This is a genomic window from Streptomyces sp. NPDC006551 (assembly GCF_040611675.1).
In the GTDB taxonomy this organism is placed as follows: domain Bacteria; phylum Actinomycetota; class Actinomycetes; order Streptomycetales; family Streptomycetaceae; genus Streptomyces.
Map to the genome: position 1 here is coordinate 100,789 of NZ_JBEXOT010000006.1, position 19,016 is coordinate 119,804.

16 protein-coding genes and 3 tRNA genes are annotated in these 19,016 nt (G+C 72.5%); 8 read left to right on the top strand and 11 right to left on the bottom strand.

Annotated elements, in window-relative coordinates; all coding sequences use genetic code 11:
- The first annotated feature begins 75 nt into the window (after positions 1-75).
- Positions 76-1,299 (top strand): RNA polymerase sigma factor, encoded by a 1,224-nt coding sequence (locus ABZY12_RS09300; RefSeq protein ID WP_356888676.1) that lies wholly within the window; start codon positions 76-78, stop codon positions 1,297-1,299.
- Between the two features lie 6 nt (positions 1,300-1,305).
- Here the strand turns inward: ABZY12_RS09300 and ABZY12_RS09305 are convergent, their stop codons facing one another.
- The 4 genes from ABZY12_RS09305 to ABZY12_RS09320 all read right to left on the bottom strand — a co-directional run bounded on the left by ABZY12_RS09305 (position 1,306) and on the right by ABZY12_RS09320 (position 6,923).
- The gene (locus ABZY12_RS09305) at positions 1,306-3,273 is read right to left on the bottom strand and encodes an ABC transporter ATP-binding protein (protein ID WP_356888677.1); all 1,968 of its coding nucleotides are present in this window, start codon (positions 3,271-3,273) and stop codon (positions 1,306-1,308) included.
- Positions 3,273-5,006, bottom strand: a complete 1,734-nt coding sequence (locus tag ABZY12_RS09310) for an ABC transporter ATP-binding protein (RefSeq protein WP_356888678.1) — start codon at positions 5,004-5,006, stop codon at positions 3,273-3,275. Before ABZY12_RS09310 ends, ABZY12_RS09305 begins: the two co-directional genes overlap by 1 nt.
- A gap of 54 nt (positions 5,007-5,060) precedes the next feature.
- Positions 5,061-6,500, bottom strand: coding sequence for an FGGY family carbohydrate kinase (locus ABZY12_RS09315; RefSeq protein WP_356888679.1), 1,440 nt, complete (start codon positions 6,498-6,500; stop codon positions 5,061-5,063).
- Between the two features lie 108 nt (positions 6,501-6,608).
- Positions 6,609-6,923 carry a YtxH domain-containing protein gene (locus ABZY12_RS09320; protein ID WP_356888680.1) on the bottom strand — a complete coding sequence of 105 codons (315 nt, stop codon included), beginning with the start codon at positions 6,921-6,923 and terminating at the stop codon, positions 6,609-6,611.
- A 169-nt stretch (positions 6,924-7,092) separates the two neighbouring features.
- Between ABZY12_RS09320 and ABZY12_RS09325 the strand changes: the two genes are divergently transcribed.
- The 3 genes from ABZY12_RS09325 (at position 7,093) to ABZY12_RS09335 (ending at position 7,484) form a co-directional block, all read left to right on the top strand.
- Positions 7,093-7,165 (top strand) — tRNA-Asn (locus ABZY12_RS09325).
- A gap of 5 nt (positions 7,166-7,170) precedes the next feature.
- A tRNA-Asn gene (locus ABZY12_RS09330) sits at positions 7,171-7,243 on the top strand.
- Positions 7,244-7,410: 167 nt separating this feature from the next.
- Positions 7,411-7,484: transfer RNA gene (locus ABZY12_RS09335), tRNA-Ile, on the top strand.
- Positions 7,485-7,610: 126 nt separating this feature from the next.
- Here the strand turns inward: ABZY12_RS09335 and ABZY12_RS09340 are convergent.
- Positions 7,611-8,027, bottom strand: a complete 417-nt coding sequence (locus ABZY12_RS09340) for an organic hydroperoxide resistance protein (RefSeq protein ID WP_356888681.1) — start codon at positions 8,025-8,027, stop codon at positions 7,611-7,613.
- A 106-nt stretch (positions 8,028-8,133) separates the two neighbouring features.
- On the opposite strand from ABZY12_RS09340, the gene ABZY12_RS09345 reads away from it, so the two are divergent.
- The 3 genes from ABZY12_RS09345 to ABZY12_RS09355 all read left to right on the top strand — a co-directional run bounded on the left by ABZY12_RS09345 (position 8,134) and on the right by ABZY12_RS09355 (position 10,403).
- Positions 8,134-8,616: a MarR family transcriptional regulator gene (locus tag ABZY12_RS09345; protein WP_356888682.1), complete on the top strand. Its 483-nt coding sequence runs from the start codon at positions 8,134-8,136 to the stop codon at positions 8,614-8,616.
- Between the two features lie 81 nt (positions 8,617-8,697).
- A complete protein-coding gene (locus ABZY12_RS09350) occupies positions 8,698-9,153 on the top strand; it encodes a GNAT family N-acetyltransferase (protein ID WP_356888683.1) in 456 nt (151 codons plus the stop codon).
- Complete coding sequence (locus tag ABZY12_RS09355; RefSeq protein WP_356888684.1) at positions 9,150-10,403, top strand: MFS transporter; 1,254 nt, start codon at positions 9,150-9,152, stop codon at positions 10,401-10,403. Before ABZY12_RS09350 ends, ABZY12_RS09355 begins: the two co-directional genes overlap by 4 nt.
- Positions 10,404-10,428: 25 nt before the next feature.
- Here the strand turns inward: ABZY12_RS09355 and ABZY12_RS09360 are convergent, their stop codons facing one another.
- From ABZY12_RS09360 to ABZY12_RS09385, 6 genes are all read right to left on the bottom strand, one after another.
- Positions 10,429-11,805 (bottom strand): carboxyl transferase domain-containing protein, encoded by a 1,377-nt coding sequence (locus tag ABZY12_RS09360; protein ID WP_356888685.1) that lies wholly within the window; start codon positions 11,803-11,805, stop codon positions 10,429-10,431.
- Complete coding sequence (locus tag ABZY12_RS09365; protein WP_356888686.1) at positions 11,798-13,276, bottom strand: acyl-CoA synthetase; 1,479 nt, start codon at positions 13,274-13,276, stop codon at positions 11,798-11,800. The genes ABZY12_RS09360 and ABZY12_RS09365 overlap by 8 nt, the downstream gene beginning before the upstream one ends.
- A 49-nt stretch (positions 13,277-13,325) precedes the next feature.
- Positions 13,326-14,522, bottom strand: coding sequence for a NarK/NasA family nitrate transporter (locus ABZY12_RS09370; protein ID WP_356888824.1), 1,197 nt, complete (start codon positions 14,520-14,522; stop codon positions 13,326-13,328).
- A 133-nt stretch (positions 14,523-14,655) separates the two neighbouring features.
- The gene (locus tag ABZY12_RS09375; RefSeq protein WP_356888687.1) at positions 14,656-16,179 is read right to left on the bottom strand and encodes a GAF domain-containing protein; all 1,524 of its coding nucleotides are present in this window, start codon (positions 16,177-16,179) and stop codon (positions 14,656-14,658) included.
- A gap of 45 nt (positions 16,180-16,224) precedes the next feature.
- A complete protein-coding gene (locus ABZY12_RS09380) occupies positions 16,225-17,277 on the bottom strand; it encodes a rod shape-determining protein (protein WP_356888688.1) in 1,053 nt (350 codons plus the stop codon).
- 144 nt (positions 17,278-17,421) lie between these two features.
- Entirely contained in the window at positions 17,422-18,102 is a 681-nt protein-coding gene (locus tag ABZY12_RS09385) for a hypothetical protein (protein ID WP_356888689.1), read from the bottom strand.
- 122 nt (positions 18,103-18,224) lie between these two features.
- On the opposite strand from ABZY12_RS09385, the gene ABZY12_RS09390 reads away from it, so the two are divergent.
- A complete protein-coding gene (locus ABZY12_RS09390; protein ID WP_356888690.1) occupies positions 18,225-19,010 on the top strand; it encodes a hypothetical protein in 786 nt (261 codons plus the stop codon).
- The last annotated feature ends 6 nt before the right edge of the window (positions 19,011-19,016 follow it).

A 19,016-nucleotide genomic window follows, 5' to 3' on the forward strand; every position in this document is an offset into this window, starting at 1 on the left:
TCGTAGTCGTCCGGACTCAAAAAGTCACCGCACGCCCCTCGTGGCGGCGATGTGTCGTACCCCACACTGGGTCCGGTGCCCGAGTCCTCGGAGCGCGGCCGGTCCATCGACCATGGGCCGATCACCCCCGCGGTTCCGGTCATTGTGTACGGGACGGAGAACAGCGGCCCGGCCGCCCCCGTCCCGCTGCCGCACGCCCCCGATCCGGCAGCGATCACCCTGGAGGTCGCCCCCGTGCAGACCCGGACCCTGCCCCCGACCCCTGTCGTGCCCGAACAGCGCCCGGCCGCCGGCCACCCGGAGGCGGCCGACCCCGACGACTTCGTCGACGAGTCCCCCGAGCCGCCCGAGTCCCCCATCCCCCGACGGGCCGATCCCGGAGGGAACGGGCCCTCCTCCGACCTCTTCCGCCAGTACCTGCGGGAGATAGGCCGCATCCCGCTGCTCACCGCCGCCGAGGAGGTCGAACTCGCCCGCCGGGTGGAGGCCGGGCTCTTCGCCGAGGAGAGGCTGGCCTCGGCCGCCGACCTGGACTCCCAGCTGGCGCTCGATCTGGACCGGCTCGTCGTCATGGGCCGGATGGCCAAACGACGGCTCATCGAGGCCAATCTGCGCCTGGTCGTCTCCGTCGCCAAGCGGTACGTCGGGCGCGGTCTGACCATGCTCGACCTGGTCCAGGAGGGCAACCTGGGCCTGATCAGGGCCGTGGAGAAGTTCGACTACGCCCGCGGCTTCAAGTTCTCGACGTACGCGACCTGGTGGATCCGCCAGGCGATGTCCCGGGCCCTCGCCGACCAGGCCCGGACCATCCGCGTCCCCGTCCACGTCGTCGAACTGATCAACCGGGTCGTCCGCGTCCAGCGCCGGATGCTCCAGGAGCGCGGTTGCGAACCCACCGCGGAAGAGGTCGCCGCCCAGCTCGACCTGCCCCCCGAGCGGGTCGGCGAAGTGCTGCGGCTCGCCCAGGAACCGGTCTCCCTGCACGCCCCCGTGGGCGAGGAGGACGACGTCGCGCTCGGCGACCTGATCGAGGACGGCGACGCCGCGTCCCCCGTCGAGTCCGCCGCCTTCCTGCTGCTGCGCGAGCACCTGGAGGCGGTCCTCTCCACCCTCGGCGAGCGCGAACGCAAGGTCGTCCAGCTCCGTTACGGCCTCGACGACGGCAGGCCCCGCACCCTGGAGGAGATAGGACGGCTCTTCGGCGTGACACGCGAACGCATCCGCCAGATCGAGTCCAAGACCCTCAACAAGCTGCGGGACCACGCCTTCGCCGACCAACTGCGCGGTTACCTCGACTGATGTGCCTCAGTCGACCTCGGCGACCGCCTGGGCGAACTGCGCGGCGTACAGCCGGGCGTACGCCCCGCCCGCCGTCAACAGCTCGTCGTGCGTGCCCTGCTCCACGATCGAGCCGTTCTCCATCACCAGGATCACGTCCGCGTCCCGGATGGTGGAGAGCCGGTGCGCGATGACGAAGCTCGTCCGTCCGTGCGCCAGACGCGCCATCGCCTTCTGGATCAGCACCTCCGTACGGGTGTCGACCGAGCTGGTCGCCTCGTCGAGGACCAGGATCACCGGATCGGACAGGAACGCCCGCGCGATGGTGATCAGCTGCTTCTCACCCGCGCTGACGCCCGAGCCCTCGTCGTCGAGGACGGTGTCGTACCCGTCGGGCAGCGTACGGATGAACCGGTCGGCGTGCGCGGCCCGCGCCGCCTCCTCGATCCGCTCCCGGGTGACCTCCCCGGCCGCGCCGTACGCGATGTTGTCGGCGATGGTCCCGCCGAACAGCCAGGTGTCCTGGAGGACCATGCCGATCGCGGCCCGCAGGTCGTCGCGCGGCATCTCCGCCACGTCGACGCCGTCGAGCGTGATCCGCCCGCCCGTCGTCTCGTAGAACCGCATCAGCAGGTTGACCAGCGTGGTCTTGCCCGCGCCCGTCGGGCCGACGATCGCGACCGTCTGGCCCGGCTCCACCGTCAGCGACAGATCCTCGATGAGCGGCTTCTCCGGCTCGTAGCGGAAGGACACCCGCTCCAGGGCGACCTTGCCCTTGACCTCGGACGGGTTCCCCCAGCCTCCGGCCGGGGGCGCCCCCGTCTCGCTTCGCTCGCTCACCGGGGCGTCCGGCTTCTGCTCCTCGGCGTCGAGGAGCTCGAAGATCCGCTCCGCCGAGGCGACCCCCGACTGGACCAGGTTCGCCATCGACGCCACCTGCGTCAGCGGCATCGAGAACTGCCGTGAGTACTGGATGAACGCCTGCACATCGCCGATCGACAGCGTGCCGCTCGCGACGCGCAGCCCGCCGACCACGGCGACCAGCACATAGTTGATGTTCGAGATGAAGAACATCACCGGCTGCATGACACCGCTGTTGAACTGCGCCTTGAACCCGGCCTCGTACAGCGCCTCGTTCTGCTCCCGGAAGCCGGCGGCCGACTCCTCCTGCCGCCCGAAGACCTTCACCAGCGCGTGACCGGTGTACATCTCCTCCACATGGGCGTTGAGCTTGCCCGTGGACTTCCACTGCTGCACGAAGTGCGGCTGCGAGCGCTTGCCGATCCGCGTCGCCACGACGACCGACACCGGCACGGTCACCAGCGCCACCAGCGCGAGCAGCGGCGAGATCCAGAACATCATCGCGAGGACGCCGACGATGGTGAGCAGCGAGTTGATCAGCTGCCCCATCGACTGCTGGAGCGTCTGCGAGATGTTGTCGATGTCGTTGGTCGCCCGGCTGAGCACCTCGCCGCGCTTGGCCTTGTCGAAGTACGACAGCGGAAGCCGCGCCAGCTTCGCCTGGACGTCCTCCCGCATCCGGTAGACCGTCCGGTTGATCACCTTGATCGACATCCGGGTGGAGACCAGCATCAGCAGCCCGGCCGCCACATAGATGGCCAGCGCCCACAGCAGGACATGGCCGACCGCCGTGAAGTCGATGCCCTGACCGGGGGTGAAGTCGACCCCGGACAGCATGTCGGCCATCCCGTGGTCGCCCTTGGCCCGCAGCGCGTCGAGCGCCTGCGCCTTGGTGGTGCCGTCGGCCATCTGCCGTCCTACCACGCCCGCGAAGACCAGGTCGGTCGCCTTGCCGAGGATCTTCGGCCCGACCACCGCGCCCGCCACGCTGAGCAGACAGGCGATCAGCATCAGCCACAGCGCGCCCCGCTCGGGCGCCAGGGCCTTCAGCAGCCGTTTGCCGGACCCCTTGAAGTCCATGGACCGCTGGTCGGGGCCGCCGCCGGCCATCATTCGTCCGCCAGGACCGGCCATCAGGCTGCCTCCGCCTCGGTCAGCTGGGAGAGCACGATCTCCCGGTACGTCTCATTGCCCGCCATCAGTTCGTGGTGGCGTCCGGTGCCGACGACCCGGCCCTCGTCGAGGACCACGATCCGGTCGGCCTCCCGGATGGTCGACACCCGCTGGGCGACGATCACCACGGTCGCGTCCGCCGTCTCCTCGGCCAGCGCGGCCCGCAACAGGGCGTCCGTCTCGTAGTCGAGCGCCGAGAACGAGTCGTCGAAGAGATAGATCTCAGGCCGCTGCACCAGCGTCCGGGCGATCGCGAGCCGCTGGCGCTGTCCGCCGGACACATTGGTCCCGCCCTGCGCGATCGGCGCGTTCAGCCCGGCGTCCAGCTTCTTCACGAACGAGGCCGCCTGAGCGACCTCGAGCGCGTGCCACAGCTCCTCGTCGGTCGCGTCGGGATTTCCGTACCGCAGATTCGTCGCCACCGTCCCGGAGAACAGATACGGCTTCTGCGGGACGAGCCCGACCGTCCGCGCCATCAGCCCGGGATCGAGCCTGCGCACGTCCACCCCGTCGACGAGCACCTCGCCGCCGGTCACGTCGAACAGCCGCGGCACCAGACCCAGCAGGGTGGACTTGCCGCTGCCCGTCGAGCCGATGATCGCGGTCGTCTCGCCAGGCCGGGCGACCAGCTCGATCTCCTTGAGGACGGACTCCTCGGCACCCGGGTAGCGGAAGTCGGCGCCCCGTACCTCCAGATGCCCCCGCCGCCGCAGCTCGCGCACCGGCTCCGCGGGCGGTACGACACTGCTGTCGGTGGAGAGGACCTCCTGGACGCGCTCGGCGCACACCTCGGCGCGCGGCACCATCATGAACATGAAGGTGGCCATCATCACGGCCATCACGATCTGCATCAGATAGGCGAGGAAGGCGGTCAGCGCGCCGATCTCCATCCCGCCGCTGTCGATGCGATGCGCCCCGAACCAGACCACCGCGACGCTGGAGACGTTCACGACCGTCATCACGGTCGGGAACATCAGCGCCATCAGCCGTCCGGTCGCCATCGACACATCGGTCAGCTCGGTGTTCGACCCCTTGAACCGCTCGCGCTCGTAGTCGTCCTTCACGAACGCCCGGATCACCCGGTTGCCGGTGATCTGCTCGCGCAGCACCCGGTTCACCGTGTCGAGCCGCTCCTGCATGGTCCGGAACAGCGGCCGCATCCTCTTCACGATGAGCGACACCGCGATGCCCAGGACCGGCACCACGGCGAGCAGCACACCCGACAGCGGCACGTCCTGCCCCAGCGCCATGATGATGCCGCCGACACACATGATGGGCGCGGAGACCATCAGGGTGAACGCCATCAGGACCAGCATCTGCACCTGCTGGACGTCATTGGTCGTACGGGTGATCAGCGAGGGCGCGCCGAACTGGCCGACCTCCCGGGCCGAGAAGGACTGCACCCGCTCGAAGACAGCGGCGCGCACGTCCCGGCCGAGCGCGGAGGCGGTCCGTGCCCCGTAGTACACCGCCCCGACGTTGCAGACGACCTGCAGCACGGAGACCGCGATCATCAGCGCACCGAAGCGCAGGATGTAGCCGGTGTCCCCGTTCACGACACCGTTGTCGATGATGTCGGCGTTCAGGGTGGGCAGGTAGAGGGAGGCGCAGGTCTGCAGCAGCTGCAGGAGCACCAGCAGGGCGATGGGCTTCTTGTACGGTCCGAGATGGGTTCGGAGAAGTCTTATGAGCACGGGTTCTACTATCGCCCGCGCCCCGCGGACGTTACGACTGGTTTAGGCGCGTGTTCAGGAGCCGAACGCGCCCGGGTGGATCTGGTCCCGGGTCGCCGCGTACTGCTGTCGCACCGCCTGACCCACCGCCAGTTCCTCGCCGGGCTCGAAGATCTGGGCCGCCGCGCCCTGCCAGGCCGGGGGCGCGGCCGGCGAGAGCGTGCCCCGGGAGACCCCGAGCGCCCACGCGGCCTGCCGGGCCGCACCGAGCGCGGTGTAGTCCGCCGGCTGGGGGACGACGACCTGCGCGCCGAAGACCGCCGGCGCGAGGGCCTGGACGGCGGGCAGCTCGGCCGCCGCCCCGAGCAGGAACACCCGGCGCACCTCGACGCCCCGGCCGCGCAGCACGTCCATGGCGTCGGCGAGCGAGCAGAGCATGCCCTCGAAGGCGGCCCGCGCGAAGTGCTCGGGCTTCATGGACTCGCGGCGCAGACCGCTGAGCGTGCCGGCGGTGTGCGGCAGCCGCGGGGTCCGCTCGCCCTCCAGGTAGGGCAGGAGGACCAGGCCCGAGGCGCCGGGCGTCGACTTCAGAGCGAGCGCCGACAGCTCCTCCAGGTTCTCCACGCCCAGCATCTCGGCGCTGCCGCGCAGCGCCCGTACCGCGTTGGAGGTGTGCACCACCGGCAGGTGCATGCCGGTCGCGTCGGCGAAGGAGGTGATCATGCCCTGCGGGTCGGCGAGCGCCTGGTGGTGCACCGCCATCACGGAGCCGGAGGCGCCGAGGGAGACGACCGCGTCGCCGGGCCCGAGGCCGAGCCCGAAGGCGGCGGCCATCGTCTCGCCCGTGCCGGCGGAGATCAGCAGCCCCTCGGGGGTAGTGCCGGCGGCATCGGCGGGGCCGAGGACCTCCGGCAGTACGGCCTGGTGGCCGAGGGCCAGCTCGACCAGGTCGGGGCGGTAGGAGCCGGAGCCGGCCGACCAGTAGCCGGTCGCCGACGCGGCGCCGCGGTCGGTGGTGCGCCGCACGGGCCGCCCGAGCAGCTGCCAGACCAGCCAGTCGTGCGGCTGGAGGATCATCGCGACACGCTGGGCGTTCTCCGGCTCGGTGCGGGCCAGCCAGCGCAGCTTGGCGACGGGCTGACCGGCCTGCGGGACCGACCCGACGGCCTCGGCCCAGGCCTGCCGTCCGCCGAGGGCCTCGACGAGGTCGGCGGCGGCCACCTGCGCCCGCTTGTCGTTGCCGACCATGGCGGGCCGCACCAGGCCGCCCTGCGCGTCGAGCGGTACGAGCCCGTGCTGCTGGGCGGAGACGCCGATGGCCTGGACGCCTTCGAGGAGCCCGCCGGACGCCGCCTCACCGAGCGAGAGCAGCCAGGCCTGTGGATCGACGTCGGCGGCCTTCGGCTCGCCGGGATGCGGGGCATGGCCCTGCCGCAGTACGGCTCCCGTGTCCGCGTCGCAGACGACGATGCGTGTGAAACCAGCAGAGCTGTCCAGACCGGCGACTATCCCCATGCCGAAGATTCTGCCGCACGCGGAGGAGTAGGGGGACCGAGCGGGGGGTAAGGCACGCGTTTTCGAGCGCGGCGCCGGGCCCCGCCCGCTCGGGTGATCACCGGATCGTCAGGTGTTGCTGGTGCCCCAGTCGTCCTCGGGGGCGTTGGTGTTGACATGACCGTTGTGCCGGCGCAGGGCGTGGACCCGGTCGGTGACCGACGCGGGCAGCTTGTCGCCGACCTTGTCGCTCATGACGTGCATCGCCTTGCCCGCGACCTCGCGCCCGGTCTGGGCGGCCGACTCGGCCGCGTTGCGCACGGCCGGGTTCTGGGTGAGATCTCGTGCCGACTTCTTCAACTGCTCGTAGCGCTCGCGACCGGCCCGAGTGCCGATGACGTAACCGAGGGCCAGTCCCACGACGAACGTCAGCTTGTACCGCACGGCGGCACCACCCTTCCCTGGAGCTTCCCTGATGTCTCACTGGTGCCCACGAGCGCCCACGGCACACCGATTGGCGGAGCACCCCCCTGCTTGCGCTAATGTATGTGTCGCAGCGAACGAGCGCCGCCCGGAACACCCGAGGTGGGTACGTTCGGTGCAACCGCAGCAATCCCCTGTAGCTCAATTGGCAGAGCAGCCGGCTGTTAACCGGCAGGTTACTGGTTCGAGTCCAGTCGGGGGAGCGCGATCCCCTGTAGCTCAATTGGCAGAGCATTCGGCTGTTAACCGGAGGGTTGCTGGTTCGAGTCCAGCCGGGGGAGCAGAGAGAAAGAGGACCCTTAGGGGTCCTCTTTCTTGTCTCCGGGAACCATGGCGTGCCGGGGGAAGTCCTCAAGGTCAGGCGTAGTCGACCATCCACAGCAAGAGATCGTATGAGCGGCTATGCTGCGGCAGACGGCGCGCACACATGTACGCGCCACGCCGTCAAGGGGCGGTAGCTCAGCCGGTTAGAGCAGCGGACTCATAATCCGTCGGCCGTGGGTTCGAGTCCCACCCGCCCCACCCGGGGTCGCGCAAGCAGGAACGTTTCCACCTGTACGGCGACCACAATGCCCCCGGCGTGACGTACGACACGTACGACACGCCGGGGGTTTTTCGTGCCGTCGCCCGGACGGCTGATTCGCGGGACTACTCGATGACGAGGTCCACCTGGATGTTGCCGCGGGTGGCCTTCGAGTACGGGCAGAAGGCGTGGGTCTTCTCCAGGAGCTCGCGGCCCGGCTCGCCCTGGAGGTGGTCGGGGAACTCGGCACGCATGACGACCCCGAGACCGAAGCCGTTGTCGGCCTCGTCCTTTCCGATGCTGACCTCGGCCGTCACCGAGACGTCCGTGATGTCGATCTTCTCCTGGCGCGCGATCACACCCATGGCGCTCGCGAAGCAGGCCGCGTAGCCGGCGGCGAAGAGCTGCTCGGGGTTGGTGCCCTGGCCGTTGCCGCCAAGGGCCTGGGGGTGGGCGAGCGGGAGGTCGATGTGGCCGTCGGAGCTGACGGCGCGGCCCTCGCGGCCGTTGGCGGTGGCGACGGCGGTGTAGATCGCGTTCATCGGTGACTTCTCTTTCTGTCCACGGGTGTGCGGTGGGGTGCCCTGTCATTGATAGCGCACAATTGAGTTGTGCGCAATTGAATCGGGTCTCGCGTAACCTGGAGGCATGGAGACGCTCGACACGGCCCGGGACGAGGACTTCCTCCGGCTCGACCACCAGATCTGCTTCTCGCTGCACGCCGCCACCCGCGCGTTCAACGGGATCTACCGCGGCGCCCTCAAGGAACTCGGCCTCACCTACCCGCAGTACCTGGTGATGCTGGTGCTCTGGGAGCACGGTGAACTGCCGGTGAAGGGGATCGGGGAGCGTCTGAGGCTGGACTCGGGCACGCTGTCGCCGCTCCTCAAGCGGTTGGAGGCGGTCGGATACGTGGAGCGGCGACGCAGCGCCGAGGACGAGCGCTCCGTCACCGCCCGGGTCACCGCGAGCGGAGCCGAGCTGCGGGAGAAGGCCCTCGGCGTGCCGCGGCGGATCGCCGCCGCGACGGGCATGTCGCTGGAGGAGATCCGCGCGCTGCGCGTCCAGCTGGCAGACCTGGCGGCCCGCCTCGACACCGTCGACCCGGACGACCTGACCGCCTGCGGCTGAGGGCCGGCCTGCGGGTCCTCGCCCACGCGAGCGGGAGAATTGTAAGGACCTTAAGACACCTTCGCCCCTATACTCCCTTCCATGTCCTCCCTCTCCCTCCGGCGGGCCACCGCCGACGACTCCCAGCGGCTCACGCGGCTCGTCCGGAAATCCGGCGCCTACCGCGGTGACTACGCCGTGATGGTCGACGGGTACGTCGTCGGCGGTCCGTACATCGAGCACCACCGCGTGCACGTCGCCGTCGACGAGCGCGATCGGGTGCTCGGGTTCTACGCCCTGGTCCTGGAGGACGGCGGCGAGGCCGAGCTCGACCTCGCCTTCGTCGCCGACGAGGCCCAGGGACGCGGCATCGGACGGATGCTCATGGAGCACATGGTCGGGGAGGCCCGCGCGGCCGGGATCGCGTCCGTCAAGGTGGTCGCCCATCCGCCCGCCGAGGACTTCTATCTGCGCACCGGCGCTCACCGGACCGGCACCGTCGCGCCCACCGGCCGGATCTACTGGGCCAGGCCCGAGCTCCGGTTCGACGTCGCGTGAGCGCGCCCGCCCCCGCCCCCGAGCGCCGGCGGCTCTTCGCCGACCTCACGCCGCTGCGGACCTCCGCGCACTACCGCCGCCTCTGGTTCGGCAACACGATCTCCTGGGTCGGCCAGGGCATGACCGCCCTCGCGGTCTCGCTCCAGGTGTACGACATCACCCGCTCGCCGTTCTCCGTCGGCCTCGTGGGCCTCTTCTCGCTCGTCCCGCTGATCGTCTTCGGGCTGTACGGCGGCGCCATCGCCGACACCGTCGACCGCCGCAAGCTGGGGCTGTTCAGCGCCGCCGGCTCCGCCGTGCTGTCCGCCGCGCTCGCCACGGCCGCGTTCGCCGGGTTCCACCGGGTCTGGTTCCTGTACGCGATCGTGGCCCTGCAGTCCGTCTGCGCCGCGCTCAACTCGCCCGCCCGCACCTCGATGATCCCCCGGCTGCTGCCGCCCGAGCAGCTGCGCGCCGCCAACGCGCTCAACTCCATGACGACGACGTTCGGCACCCTCGTCGGCCCGAGCCTCGGCGGCCTCATCGTCGGCGTCGCCGGCTACCAGACCGCGTACCTCGTCGACGCCGTCGCCTTCTTCGCCGCGCTGTACGCGATGTGGCGGTTGCCCGCCATGCTCCCCGACCGGACCGGCACCAAGCGGGCCTCCGTCCTCGACGGGCTTCGCTTCCTCGCCACCCGCCCCAACCTGCGGATGACGTTCTTCTCGGACTTCTGCGCGATGATCCTCGCCCATCCGCGCGCGCTGTTCCCGGTCGTCGCCGTGGTCTGGTACGACGGCGACGCACGCACCACCGGGCTGCTCGCCGCCGCCCCCGCGGCCGGGGCGCTCCTCGGCGGAGTCCTGTCCGGCTGGCAGGGCCGCATCCGCCACCACGGCCAGGCCATCCTGCTCGCCGTCGCCTGCTGGGGCACCGCGATCGCCGCCTTCGGCCTCACCCGTGAGCTCTGGCTCGGGCTGATCCTCCTCGCCCTGGCCGGCTACTCCGACACCGTCTCCATGATCTTCCGGAACACGATGATGCAGGTCGCCGCCCCGGACGAGATGCGCGGCAGACTCCAGGGCGTCTTCATCGTGGTCGTCGCGGGCGGCCCGCGGCTCGGCGACTTCCTGGCCGGCTCGGTCGCCGACCTCACCTCGCCCGCCGTCGCCATCACCGGCGGCGGAATCGCCTGCGTCCTCGCCGTCGGTCTGCTCGCCCTGTACGGACGCGGCTTCCGCCGGTACGACGCCGTCGACCCGACCGCCTGAACCGGCCTCACCGCGCGGCGGCTGGTCACGCGCCGCGGGTCACGATGCCGCGGACGACGCCCAGTTCGACCAGGTCCTGAGGGCGCAGCCGCAACTGGTCGGCGGTCGCCGGGACATGGGTGGCGTCGCGCTTGAGGATCGCTGCGGCGAGTTCGGGCGCGATCACCGAGAAGTAACCGCTCGGCGTGGCCCAGGTGTTGCCGGGGGCGGCCAGGGCGAGGGCGCCGCCGGAGCCGCCCTCGCCGATCAGGAGGGAGGTGACGGGAGTGCGGGCCTCGGCGATCGCGGCGAACGCCTCCGCGATGGCGGGGCCGGCCCCGGCCCGCTCGGCCTCGGCGTCGTTGGCGGCGCCGGGCGTGTCGATCAGGGTCAGCACGGGGATCCCGAGCCGGGCCGCGAGCCGCACGAGCCGGGCCACGGTCCGGAAACCGGCGGGCCTGGTCGCCGTGCCGTCCTGCGCGGCGTAGGCGACGACCCGCCCCCGGTGGAGTCCGAACCCGCACTCCACGGCCGGGTCCACCCCGCCGGCCCGGTCGCCGCGGATCGCCGCCCGCTCGTCGAAGTACGCGTCGAGATACGCCCCGGCCCGGGGCCGCCCCGGGTCCCGTGCCCGCCCGACCGCCTCCCACCCGGTTCCGGGCGGTGCCGCGTCGGCGGGCGCGTGGGGCGGCGGAGCGGGGGCGGGCGGGTCAGCCGAGGCCGGGTCCCGGCCGCCCGTCAGGAGGCGGAGCCAGCGGGACAGCGTGCTCCTCAGCTCCTCCGGGGGGACGACCGCGTCCACATGGCCGTGGGCCGCCTGGTCCTCCGCCGTGTAGGCCGCCGGGTCGGCGTCCCGGGGGCGGACCCGGGAGCCCGCGAAGGCGACCTGGGCGGCGGGCAGGGCGAGGACGACGTCCGCGCCGGCGCCGACGGTGGCCCAGCCGCCGCCGGTCGCGGGGTCGCGGAGAACCGCGACATGGGGGACGCCGGACTCCCTCAGACGTACCGTCTCGGCGGCCACGCGCTGGAGCTGGGTCAGGGCGACCATGCCCTCCTGCATCCGGCTGCCGCCCGTCGCCACGAGCGAGACCAGCGGAATCCGCCGCTCCCGGGCCGCGCGGTAGGCGGCGACCAGCCGGTCACCGGCCGCCAGCCCCAGCGAGCCGCCCAGGAAGCCGAACTCGAACGCCACCAGGACACAGGGGCGGCCGCCGATCGTCGCCGTGCCGTGGACGACGGACTCGTCCTCCCCGGTCAGCTCGCGGGCACGCGCGCGTGCGGCGCCGTAACCGGCCCAGGCGAGAGGGCCATCCGGTTCCGGCGGCCCCTCGGCGCCACCCGGCGCGCCCACGAAGTCGTCCGTGACCAGCGCGATCGCCTCACGGGCCGAGGGTCGCCCCACCGCCCCCGCCGGCTCACCCACGGCCGGCCTCCGGGAGCGCCTTCTTCAGGACCTTGCCCATGTCGTTGCGCGGCAGGGCGGAAAGGAAGCGCACCGCCCGGGGGCGTTTGTGCGGGGCGAGGAGGGCCGCCACATGTCCGGCGAGCTCCTCGGCGGCCGGGGGGCGCGCCGCGTCCGCCGGGACCACCCAGGCCACGATCCGTTCGCCCAGGTCCGGGTCGGGCTCGCCGGTCACCGCCGCCTCCCGCACCGCCGGGTGGTCGAGGAGCGCGTTCTCTATCTCTCCCGCACCGATCTTGTAACCGCCGCTCTTGATCAGATCGGTCGCCTTGCGGCCCACGATCCGTACGGACCCGTCGGGGTCCCGGACCGCCATGTCGCCCGTGCGGAACCAGTCCCCGTCGAAGGCGGCGGCCGTGGCGTCCGGCCGGTTCAGATACTCCGTGAAGAGGTTCGGTCCCCGGACCTGGATCTCACCGACGGCCTCCCCGTCGTCCGACCCGATCTCCGTCCCGTCCTCCTCCACGAGCCGCAGCTCCACGCCCCGCAGGGGCAGCCCCACCGACCCGGGCCGCGGGCCCGAGCCCACGCGCACGCTCGTCAGCATGAGCGTCTCGGTCATCCCGTACCGTTCGACGACCTGACGGCCCGTCGCCGCCGCGATCCGCTCGTGGTCGTGGACGGGCAGCGCCGCCGAGCCGGAGACCAGCAGCCGCGCCCCGCGCAACGCCCGTACCAGCGCCGGGTCCTCGTCCAGCGCGTCCGCCAGCCGGTGGTACATCGTCGGCACACCGAACAGCATCGTGCCGCCGCCCTTCCCGAGCGCGTCGGCCACGCCCCGCACCGAGAACGTGCCCAGATGCCGCACCGACCCGCCGCGGCGCAGCGGGCCGAGAACGCCCAGGATCAGGCCGTGGACGTGGAACAGCGGCAGCGCGTGCACGAGGACGTCGTCCGCGGTCCACGCCCACGCCTCCTCCAGGGCGTCCAGCGAGGCGGCGATCGCGCGGCGGGAGAGCACCACACCCTTGGGCGGCCCGGTGGTGCCGGAGGTGTAGACGACCAGGGCGGCGGACTCGGCCGAGTCCGGCTCCACCGCCAACGGGCCCCGGGCCCGCACGTCCACGTCGATCCGCTCCAGGGCCGCGAGCCCCGGGGGCAGGTCGTCCTCCGCGCCGGCGAGGACCAGGCCGGGCGCGCTGTCACCGACGATGTGCGCCAGTTCCCGCTCGCCGGTGCGCGGATTGAGCGGGACCGCCGGAACCCCGGCGAGGAGCGCCGCCACCACCGCGACCGCCGTCCGCGCGGTGGGCGTGGCCCAGACCGCCACCCGGCCCGCGTCCTTCAGCCGGGGGACCAGCGCGCCCGCGGCCGCGCCCAGTTCGTCGTACGTCAGTGCGTCGGCGCCGCAGCGCAGCGCGGTCCGGTCACCACCGGCCGAACCGCCCGCGGGGGCCGGACCGGCAGCGAGGGCCGGGAAGAGCGCGCTCATCGGTCGTTCTCCTCGCGTCGAGGGATGCCGAAAGCATTCTGCCCGCGCGTCAGGTGCGGGGCGCTGCGACCTTGCTCACCTCGGGCGGTCGCCCGCCGCCGCCCGCGTCCTCCGTGGGCCTGATGGTCCGCATCCGGCCGTAGGCGTACACACAGCCGGCGAGCGCGAGGTCGGACAGGAGCATGAAGCCGATCGAGTACGAGTCCTCGGCGCTGTAGATCGCGCCCATCACCAGCGGCGGCACGAACCCGCCGAGCCCGCCCATCGCTCCGACGATGCCCGTCACGCTGCCGACCTGCGGCTGCGGCGTGACCTGGGCGACCAGCGCGAAGACGGAACCGCTGGCGGTGCCGAGCCCGGCGGCCATGCACAGCAGCGCGACGGTGCCGCCCGGGTTCAGGGCCGGGTCGAAGGCCTGGACGATGGCGAAGAGGGCGACGAGGCCGAGGGCGCCCGCGGTGACGAGCGCCGGGTGGACCCGGTCGGAGAGCCAGCCGCCGAACGGCCGGAAGACGACCGTCACCAGAGCGAACCCGGCCGCCTTGGTGCCGGCGTCGGTCGGGTCGAGCGCGTACCAGGTCTTCAGGTACGTGGGCAGGTACACGCCGAAGGCGACGATGCCGCCGAACCCGATCGCGTACAGCGCCGACAGCTCCCACGTCACCCGCAGCCGTCCCGCCCTGCCCAGCCGGGACGCGAGGGAGGCGGTGGGGACCGGCCGGTCGGGGCGGTCGGTGATGAGGAGGAAGGCGAGGACGGCGTAGGCGGCGAGGGTGATCGCGACGACGAGGAAGGGCAGATCCTCGCCGTGCCGGGCGATGCGCGGCGTGAAGTAGCCGGAGAGGGCCACCCCGCCCATGCCCATGCCGAAGACACCGAGCGCGAGGCCCCGCTCGGCGGGCGGGAACCAGGAGTTGACCAGCGGGATGCCGATGGCGAACGTCGTGCCGCCCAGGCCCAGGAGGAAGCCGACGGCGAGCATCGCGCCGTACGAGTTCTTCGCCGGGATCAGCAGCAGGACGGGCACGATCGTGAGCGCCGACACGAGCGGGAACATCAGCCTGGCGCCGTAGCGGTCGGTGAGCGCGCCCACCGGGATCCGGCCGACGGAGCCGACCAGGACGGGGACGGCGACCAGCAACGACTGCTGGAAGGAGTTCAGTTCCAGCCGGTCGCCGTACCAGCCGGCCAGCGGCGCGATCAGGGCCCACGCCCAGAAGGTGAGCGTGAAGCCGATCGTGGCCATCACCAGGTTCCGGTACGCGGCTGGGGAGGGCTTCGCGACGGTGTCCACCCCACCAGTCAAGTCCGCGCCGTCCGGACGGGCGCGCCGGACTGCGCCGTACGGGGTGCGCGCGGGGATGCCGCTGGGACGGCGGTCAGGGCCAGTTCACCGTCGTCGGCGGCCGTGCGTCGTCCGCCACCGTCAGCCGCGGGCCGGCCGGCGTCATCGCCACCTCGACCGTGATGGCGGTGACGCCCGGCCGCCGGTGGGCCGCCGCCAGCGCGCCGCGCAGGGCGGCGAGGAGCCCGTCGGCGTCCCCGGGCTCGATGAGGGTGTCGACGGCGCCGGAGAAGTGGACCGAGGGCTGGAAGCCGAGCAGGGCCGCCGCGCCGCCCGTCTCGCGCAGCACCCGGCCCCGGAAGGAGGCCGGCGCGTCCGCCGGTGGCTGCTGGAGGGCGAAGATGGTGGTCCGCACCTCCTGGATCGTGGAGTCGAGTTCGTCCACCGCCCGGCCGAGGAGCGCGTTCTCCTCGGAGGACTCCGCCGCCCGCCGCCGGGTCGACTCCAGCATCATCTCCGTCGCGAAGAGCCGTTGGACGACCAGGTCGTGCAGGTCGCGCGCGATCCGGTCCCGGTCCTCGTACACCGCGAGCCGTTCCCGGTCGTTCCGCGCGTCCGCCAGGACCAGCGCGAGCGCGGCCTGGGAGGCGAACTGCGAGGCGAGCAGCCGGTCCACCGCCGAGTACGGAGCGCCGCCGCGCCGCCGGGGCAGGGCGAGGGTGCCGATGAGCCTTCCGCCGCTCTGGAGCGGCAGCATCATCGAGGGCCCGAAGCGCGACCGTACATGCGTCGTCATCCGGGGATCGGTCGCCGAGTCCTCGACGAACACCGGCTCCCCGCCGAGCAGTTGTGTGAGTACGGGGGAGCCGGGCGCGATCGTCGTACCGATCAGGTCCCCGGGGTCGTCGACCGTCGAGGCGGCCACGATCTCCATCCCGCCCTCGGCGGTGGGCTGCAGGACGACCCCGGCCGAGGCGTCCGCCAGCAGCCGCGCCCGCTCGGCGACGGTCATCAGCGCGTCCTCGGCCGGCTCGCCGGTGAGCAGGGCCGTCGTCACCGCGGCCGCGCCCTCGATCCAGCGCTCGCGCTGCCGGGCGGTCTCGTAGAGCCGGGCGTTGCCGATCGCGATCCCGGCCTGGGAGGCGAGGACCCGCAGCAGGGCGATGTCCTCCTCGGTGAAGGGCCCGCCCCGCTTCTCGGTCAGATAGAGATTGCCGAACACCTCGGTGTGCACGCGGATCGGGACGCCGAGGAAGGAGTGCATCGCGGGATGCCCCGCCGGGACCCCGCAGGAGCGTGGATCGGTCGTCAGATCGTCGAGCCGCAGCGGCCGGGGGTCCTGGAGCAGAGCCCCGATGACCCCGGTGCGCCCGTCGGGGAGGCGGCCGATCCGCTGCCGTTCCGCCTCCGTCAATCCGGCCGTGAACAGCTCGGTGACGCGGCGGCGCTCGGGGTCGACGACCCCGAGCGCACCGTAGCGGGCCCCGGTCAGCTCGGCCGCGGAGTCCACGATGTGCTGGAGCGTGGCCCGCAGTTCGAGGTCGGTGCCGACGCTGAGGACCGCTTCGAGCAGAGTCGGCAGCCGGGGAGCCGGACCGTCCGCGTCCTTGATCGACATGGGTTCATTGTCGTACAAGCGGAAGAAATCGGAACGTCGGGGCGGTCATTCCGCGTCCGTCAGCGGGTCCAGCGGGTCGAGGACCATCGGCTGGATCTTGCCCTCCAGCATCGCGCCGAGCCCGAGGATCGAGCACACGTCCGGCCGTTCGGCGATGTGCACCGGCATCCCGGTCGCCTCGCGGAGCATCTGGTCGAGGCCCGGCAGCAGCGCGCTGCCGCCGACCATCATGATGCCGCGTTCGGCGAGATCGGCCACCAGGTCGGGCGGGCACTCGCGCAGGATCTTGCCGATGCCGTCGAGGACGGCCGTCAGGGGGGTGTGGATGGCGTCCCGTACGGCGGCGGTGTCGACGGTCACCGACCGGGCCAGGCCGGTCGCGACGTCCCGGCCGTGGATCTCGGTGGAGGCCGGGCCCTGGAGGGTCAGGCCGTTGCCGCTGAGGGCCAGCTGCAGCGGGCGGACCGACTGGCTGGGCAGCATCAGCTCGTGCTGGTGGCGCAGGTGCTGGATGACGGCGTGGTCGATCGCGTCGCCGCCGACCGGGATGCGCTGGGCGGTGACGATCGAGCCCAGCGACAGCACCGCGACCTGGGTGGTGGCCGCCCCGCACACCATGATCATGGTGGCGGTGGGCTGCTCGACGGGGAGTCCGCAGCCCACGGCCGCCGCGATCAGGGTGTCGACCAGCTCCACCCGTCGCGCTCCCAGGCCGACCAGGGTCTCGACGGCGGCGCGCTGGGCGAGCGGGTCGCTGTCGTGCGGGGTGCAGGCGGCGGCGCGCAGCCGGGGCTTGCGGCGCAGCTGGCGGCGGAGCTTCTCGCCGAGGAGGTGGCGGAGCATCCGCTGGGCCATCTCGATGTCGACGACGGTGCCGCCGGAGACGGGCCGGGTGACCCGGATGTAGTCCGGAGTGCGGCCGGTCATCTTCTCGGCCAGCGCGCCGACGGCGATCAGCGCGCCGGTACGGGTGTTCACGGCGGCGACGCTGGGCTCGTCGACGACGAGGCCGGCGCCCTTGACGAAGACCCGGGTGCGGGCGGCGCCCAGGTCGACGGCGACATGGCAGCGGCGCAGCTGCTCAAGACTGACGGTCACGGCAGATCCTCCGGAGTGCGGTGCCGGCACGGAGCGAGGTGGTACGCGGTGTGCTTCGGCGTTCTGTTCGCATCGTGCGTTTCCGGCGTCCGCGGCGCGCGCTGGGCTGAGCCGCCCGGGGGTGCGCCTCCGGTCGGCGGCAGGTCAGAGGAGTCGCTGGAACAGGCCCCAGGTGAACTCGGCCGTACGCCGGGTGCCGTCGGGGAGGGTGAAGTCGAGCTGGAGGCGGGTGGGCGCGCTGCCCTCGCGCGGGCGGGCCGGCGGGAAGGCGTTCCCGACCTCGGCCAGGGTGCAGCTCCACGGCCGCAGATCGGCCTCCGTGCGCAGCTCCGGGGCGGGCGCGCCCGGCGCGCGGACCAGGCCCCGGCCCCAGACCTGGGTGGGGGTGCGGCGGCCGATCGGGCCGATCGCGACCTCCCAGCGCAGGTCGGGCCAGAGCGGCAGGGGCCACCGCAGGATCTCGGCGGAGTACGCCTCGACGACATGGCGGGACTCGGGCTCGCCGAGCGCCGAACGGTACCGGTGGAGTTCACCCGGTCCGCGCCGGGCACGAGTCCATGCCTGCCACCTCCGGTTGGCCTCCCGCATCTCGGTGCGGGAGGCGCCCAGGGCGCGCCGCGCGTCCTCGGCCAGGTCCGGCTGGTGGTCGGCCATCCGGCGCAGCAGGACGAGCTGGAACTCGCGCGGACCGAAAGGCTCGGCGGAGGGGGCGGACCGAGCGGATGGCGTGGATTCGGTGGGTCCTGGGGCTCCGGCGGAGTGGGTGGAACGGGAGGGTCCGCCCGATTCGGGTGGTCCGCCCGATCCGCTCGTCGGTGACTCCATGGGCCCATCCTGCCCGAAGCGGGAGATTGGTGACGGCGCGCCGGTGAATCGGGATTCCCTCACAGGATCCTCACGTTCACGGCTACCTGTGTTGTCCGCGGGACACGTAGCCTGCGGGCGCCATGGACTACTGCCAACAGTGCCGACGGCATCTCAACGGCGCCCTCGCCTGTGCGGGGTGCGGAACCCCCGTCGAGGAGCTGCGGTACGAAGCCCCTCGTGCCACCGAGTACGCGGCCGAGGCCGAACACGTCTACGAACTGGACGTCGTCGAGCCTCCGCGCGCGCCCTCGGCAGGCCGTCGTGCCGCGCGCCGGGGCGCCGCCGGGCCCGCCGCGGCCGGGCGAGGGGCCGCGCGCAAGGGCAGGCGCGGGCGCAGTCGCAAGGGCCGCAATGTCCTGGTGGGCACCCTCGGGATCGTGCTCGCGGCCGGAACGGTGAGCATGGCGAAGCTGGCCCTGGCGCCCGAGAAGGGCAGGGTCGCCACCGCGGTCGAGGAGGAGGACGTCGTCGAGACGTCGCTGCCTCCGGTGCCCTCGCTGAGCACGGGGCCGTCCGACGGGCCGAGCCCGGTCGACAAACCGGCCTCCGTCTCCCCGGCGGGCTCGCGGGCTCCCGTCCCGGGCGAGCCCTCGGTCGCCGCCTCCGGCGGCTCGGGGCCGGGCTCGGTTGGCGACGGCTCGGAGGGCTCCGACGGCGGCGCCACGGGCCCGCCGGACGAAGCCTCACCTTCCGACTCGCCGTCCGCGTCGGACTCGCCGTCGGCCGGCGAACCCACCCCGGGGGACAGCTCCTCGCCGCCCGGTCCCACGCCCACGGGCCGCCCCGGCGACGGGGCGACGACGCCGCCCCCGTCCCCGACGCCCGCCCCCGCCAAGACGACCTGCGTCCTCTTCTGGTGCTGGTAGGCGCGG

Coding starts and splice junctions, on each gene's coding strand:
- ABZY12_RS09385 (WP_356888689.1), bottom strand. CDS start 18,102: ATGGAGTCACCGACGAGCGGATCGGGCGGACCACCCGAATCGGGCGGA.
- ABZY12_RS09345 (WP_356888682.1), top strand. CDS start 8,134: ATGGAGACGCTCGACACGGCCCGGGACGAGGACTTCCTCCGGCTCGAC.
- ABZY12_RS09305 (WP_356888677.1), bottom strand. CDS start 3,273: ATGGCCGGTCCTGGCGGACGAATGATGGCCGGCGGCGGCCCCGACCAG.
- ABZY12_RS09340 (WP_356888681.1), bottom strand. CDS start 8,027: ATGAACGCGATCTACACCGCCGTCGCCACCGCCAACGGCCGCGAGGGC.
- ABZY12_RS09315 (WP_356888679.1), bottom strand. CDS start 6,500: ATGGGGATAGTCGCCGGTCTGGACAGCTCTGCTGGTTTCACACGCATC.
- ABZY12_RS09390 (WP_356888690.1), top strand. CDS start 18,225: ATGGACTACTGCCAACAGTGCCGACGGCATCTCAACGGCGCCCTCGCC.
- ABZY12_RS09370 (WP_356888824.1), bottom strand. CDS start 14,522: ATGGCCACGATCGGCTTCACGCTCACCTTCTGGGCGTGGGCCCTGATC.
- ABZY12_RS09365 (WP_356888686.1), bottom strand. CDS start 13,276: ATGAGCGCGCTCTTCCCGGCCCTCGCTGCCGGTCCGGCCCCCGCGGGC.
- ABZY12_RS09350 (WP_356888683.1), top strand. CDS start 8,698: ATGTCCTCCCTCTCCCTCCGGCGGGCCACCGCCGACGACTCCCAGCGG.
- ABZY12_RS09375 (WP_356888687.1), bottom strand. CDS start 16,179: ATGTCGATCAAGGACGCGGACGGTCCGGCTCCCCGGCTGCCGACTCTG.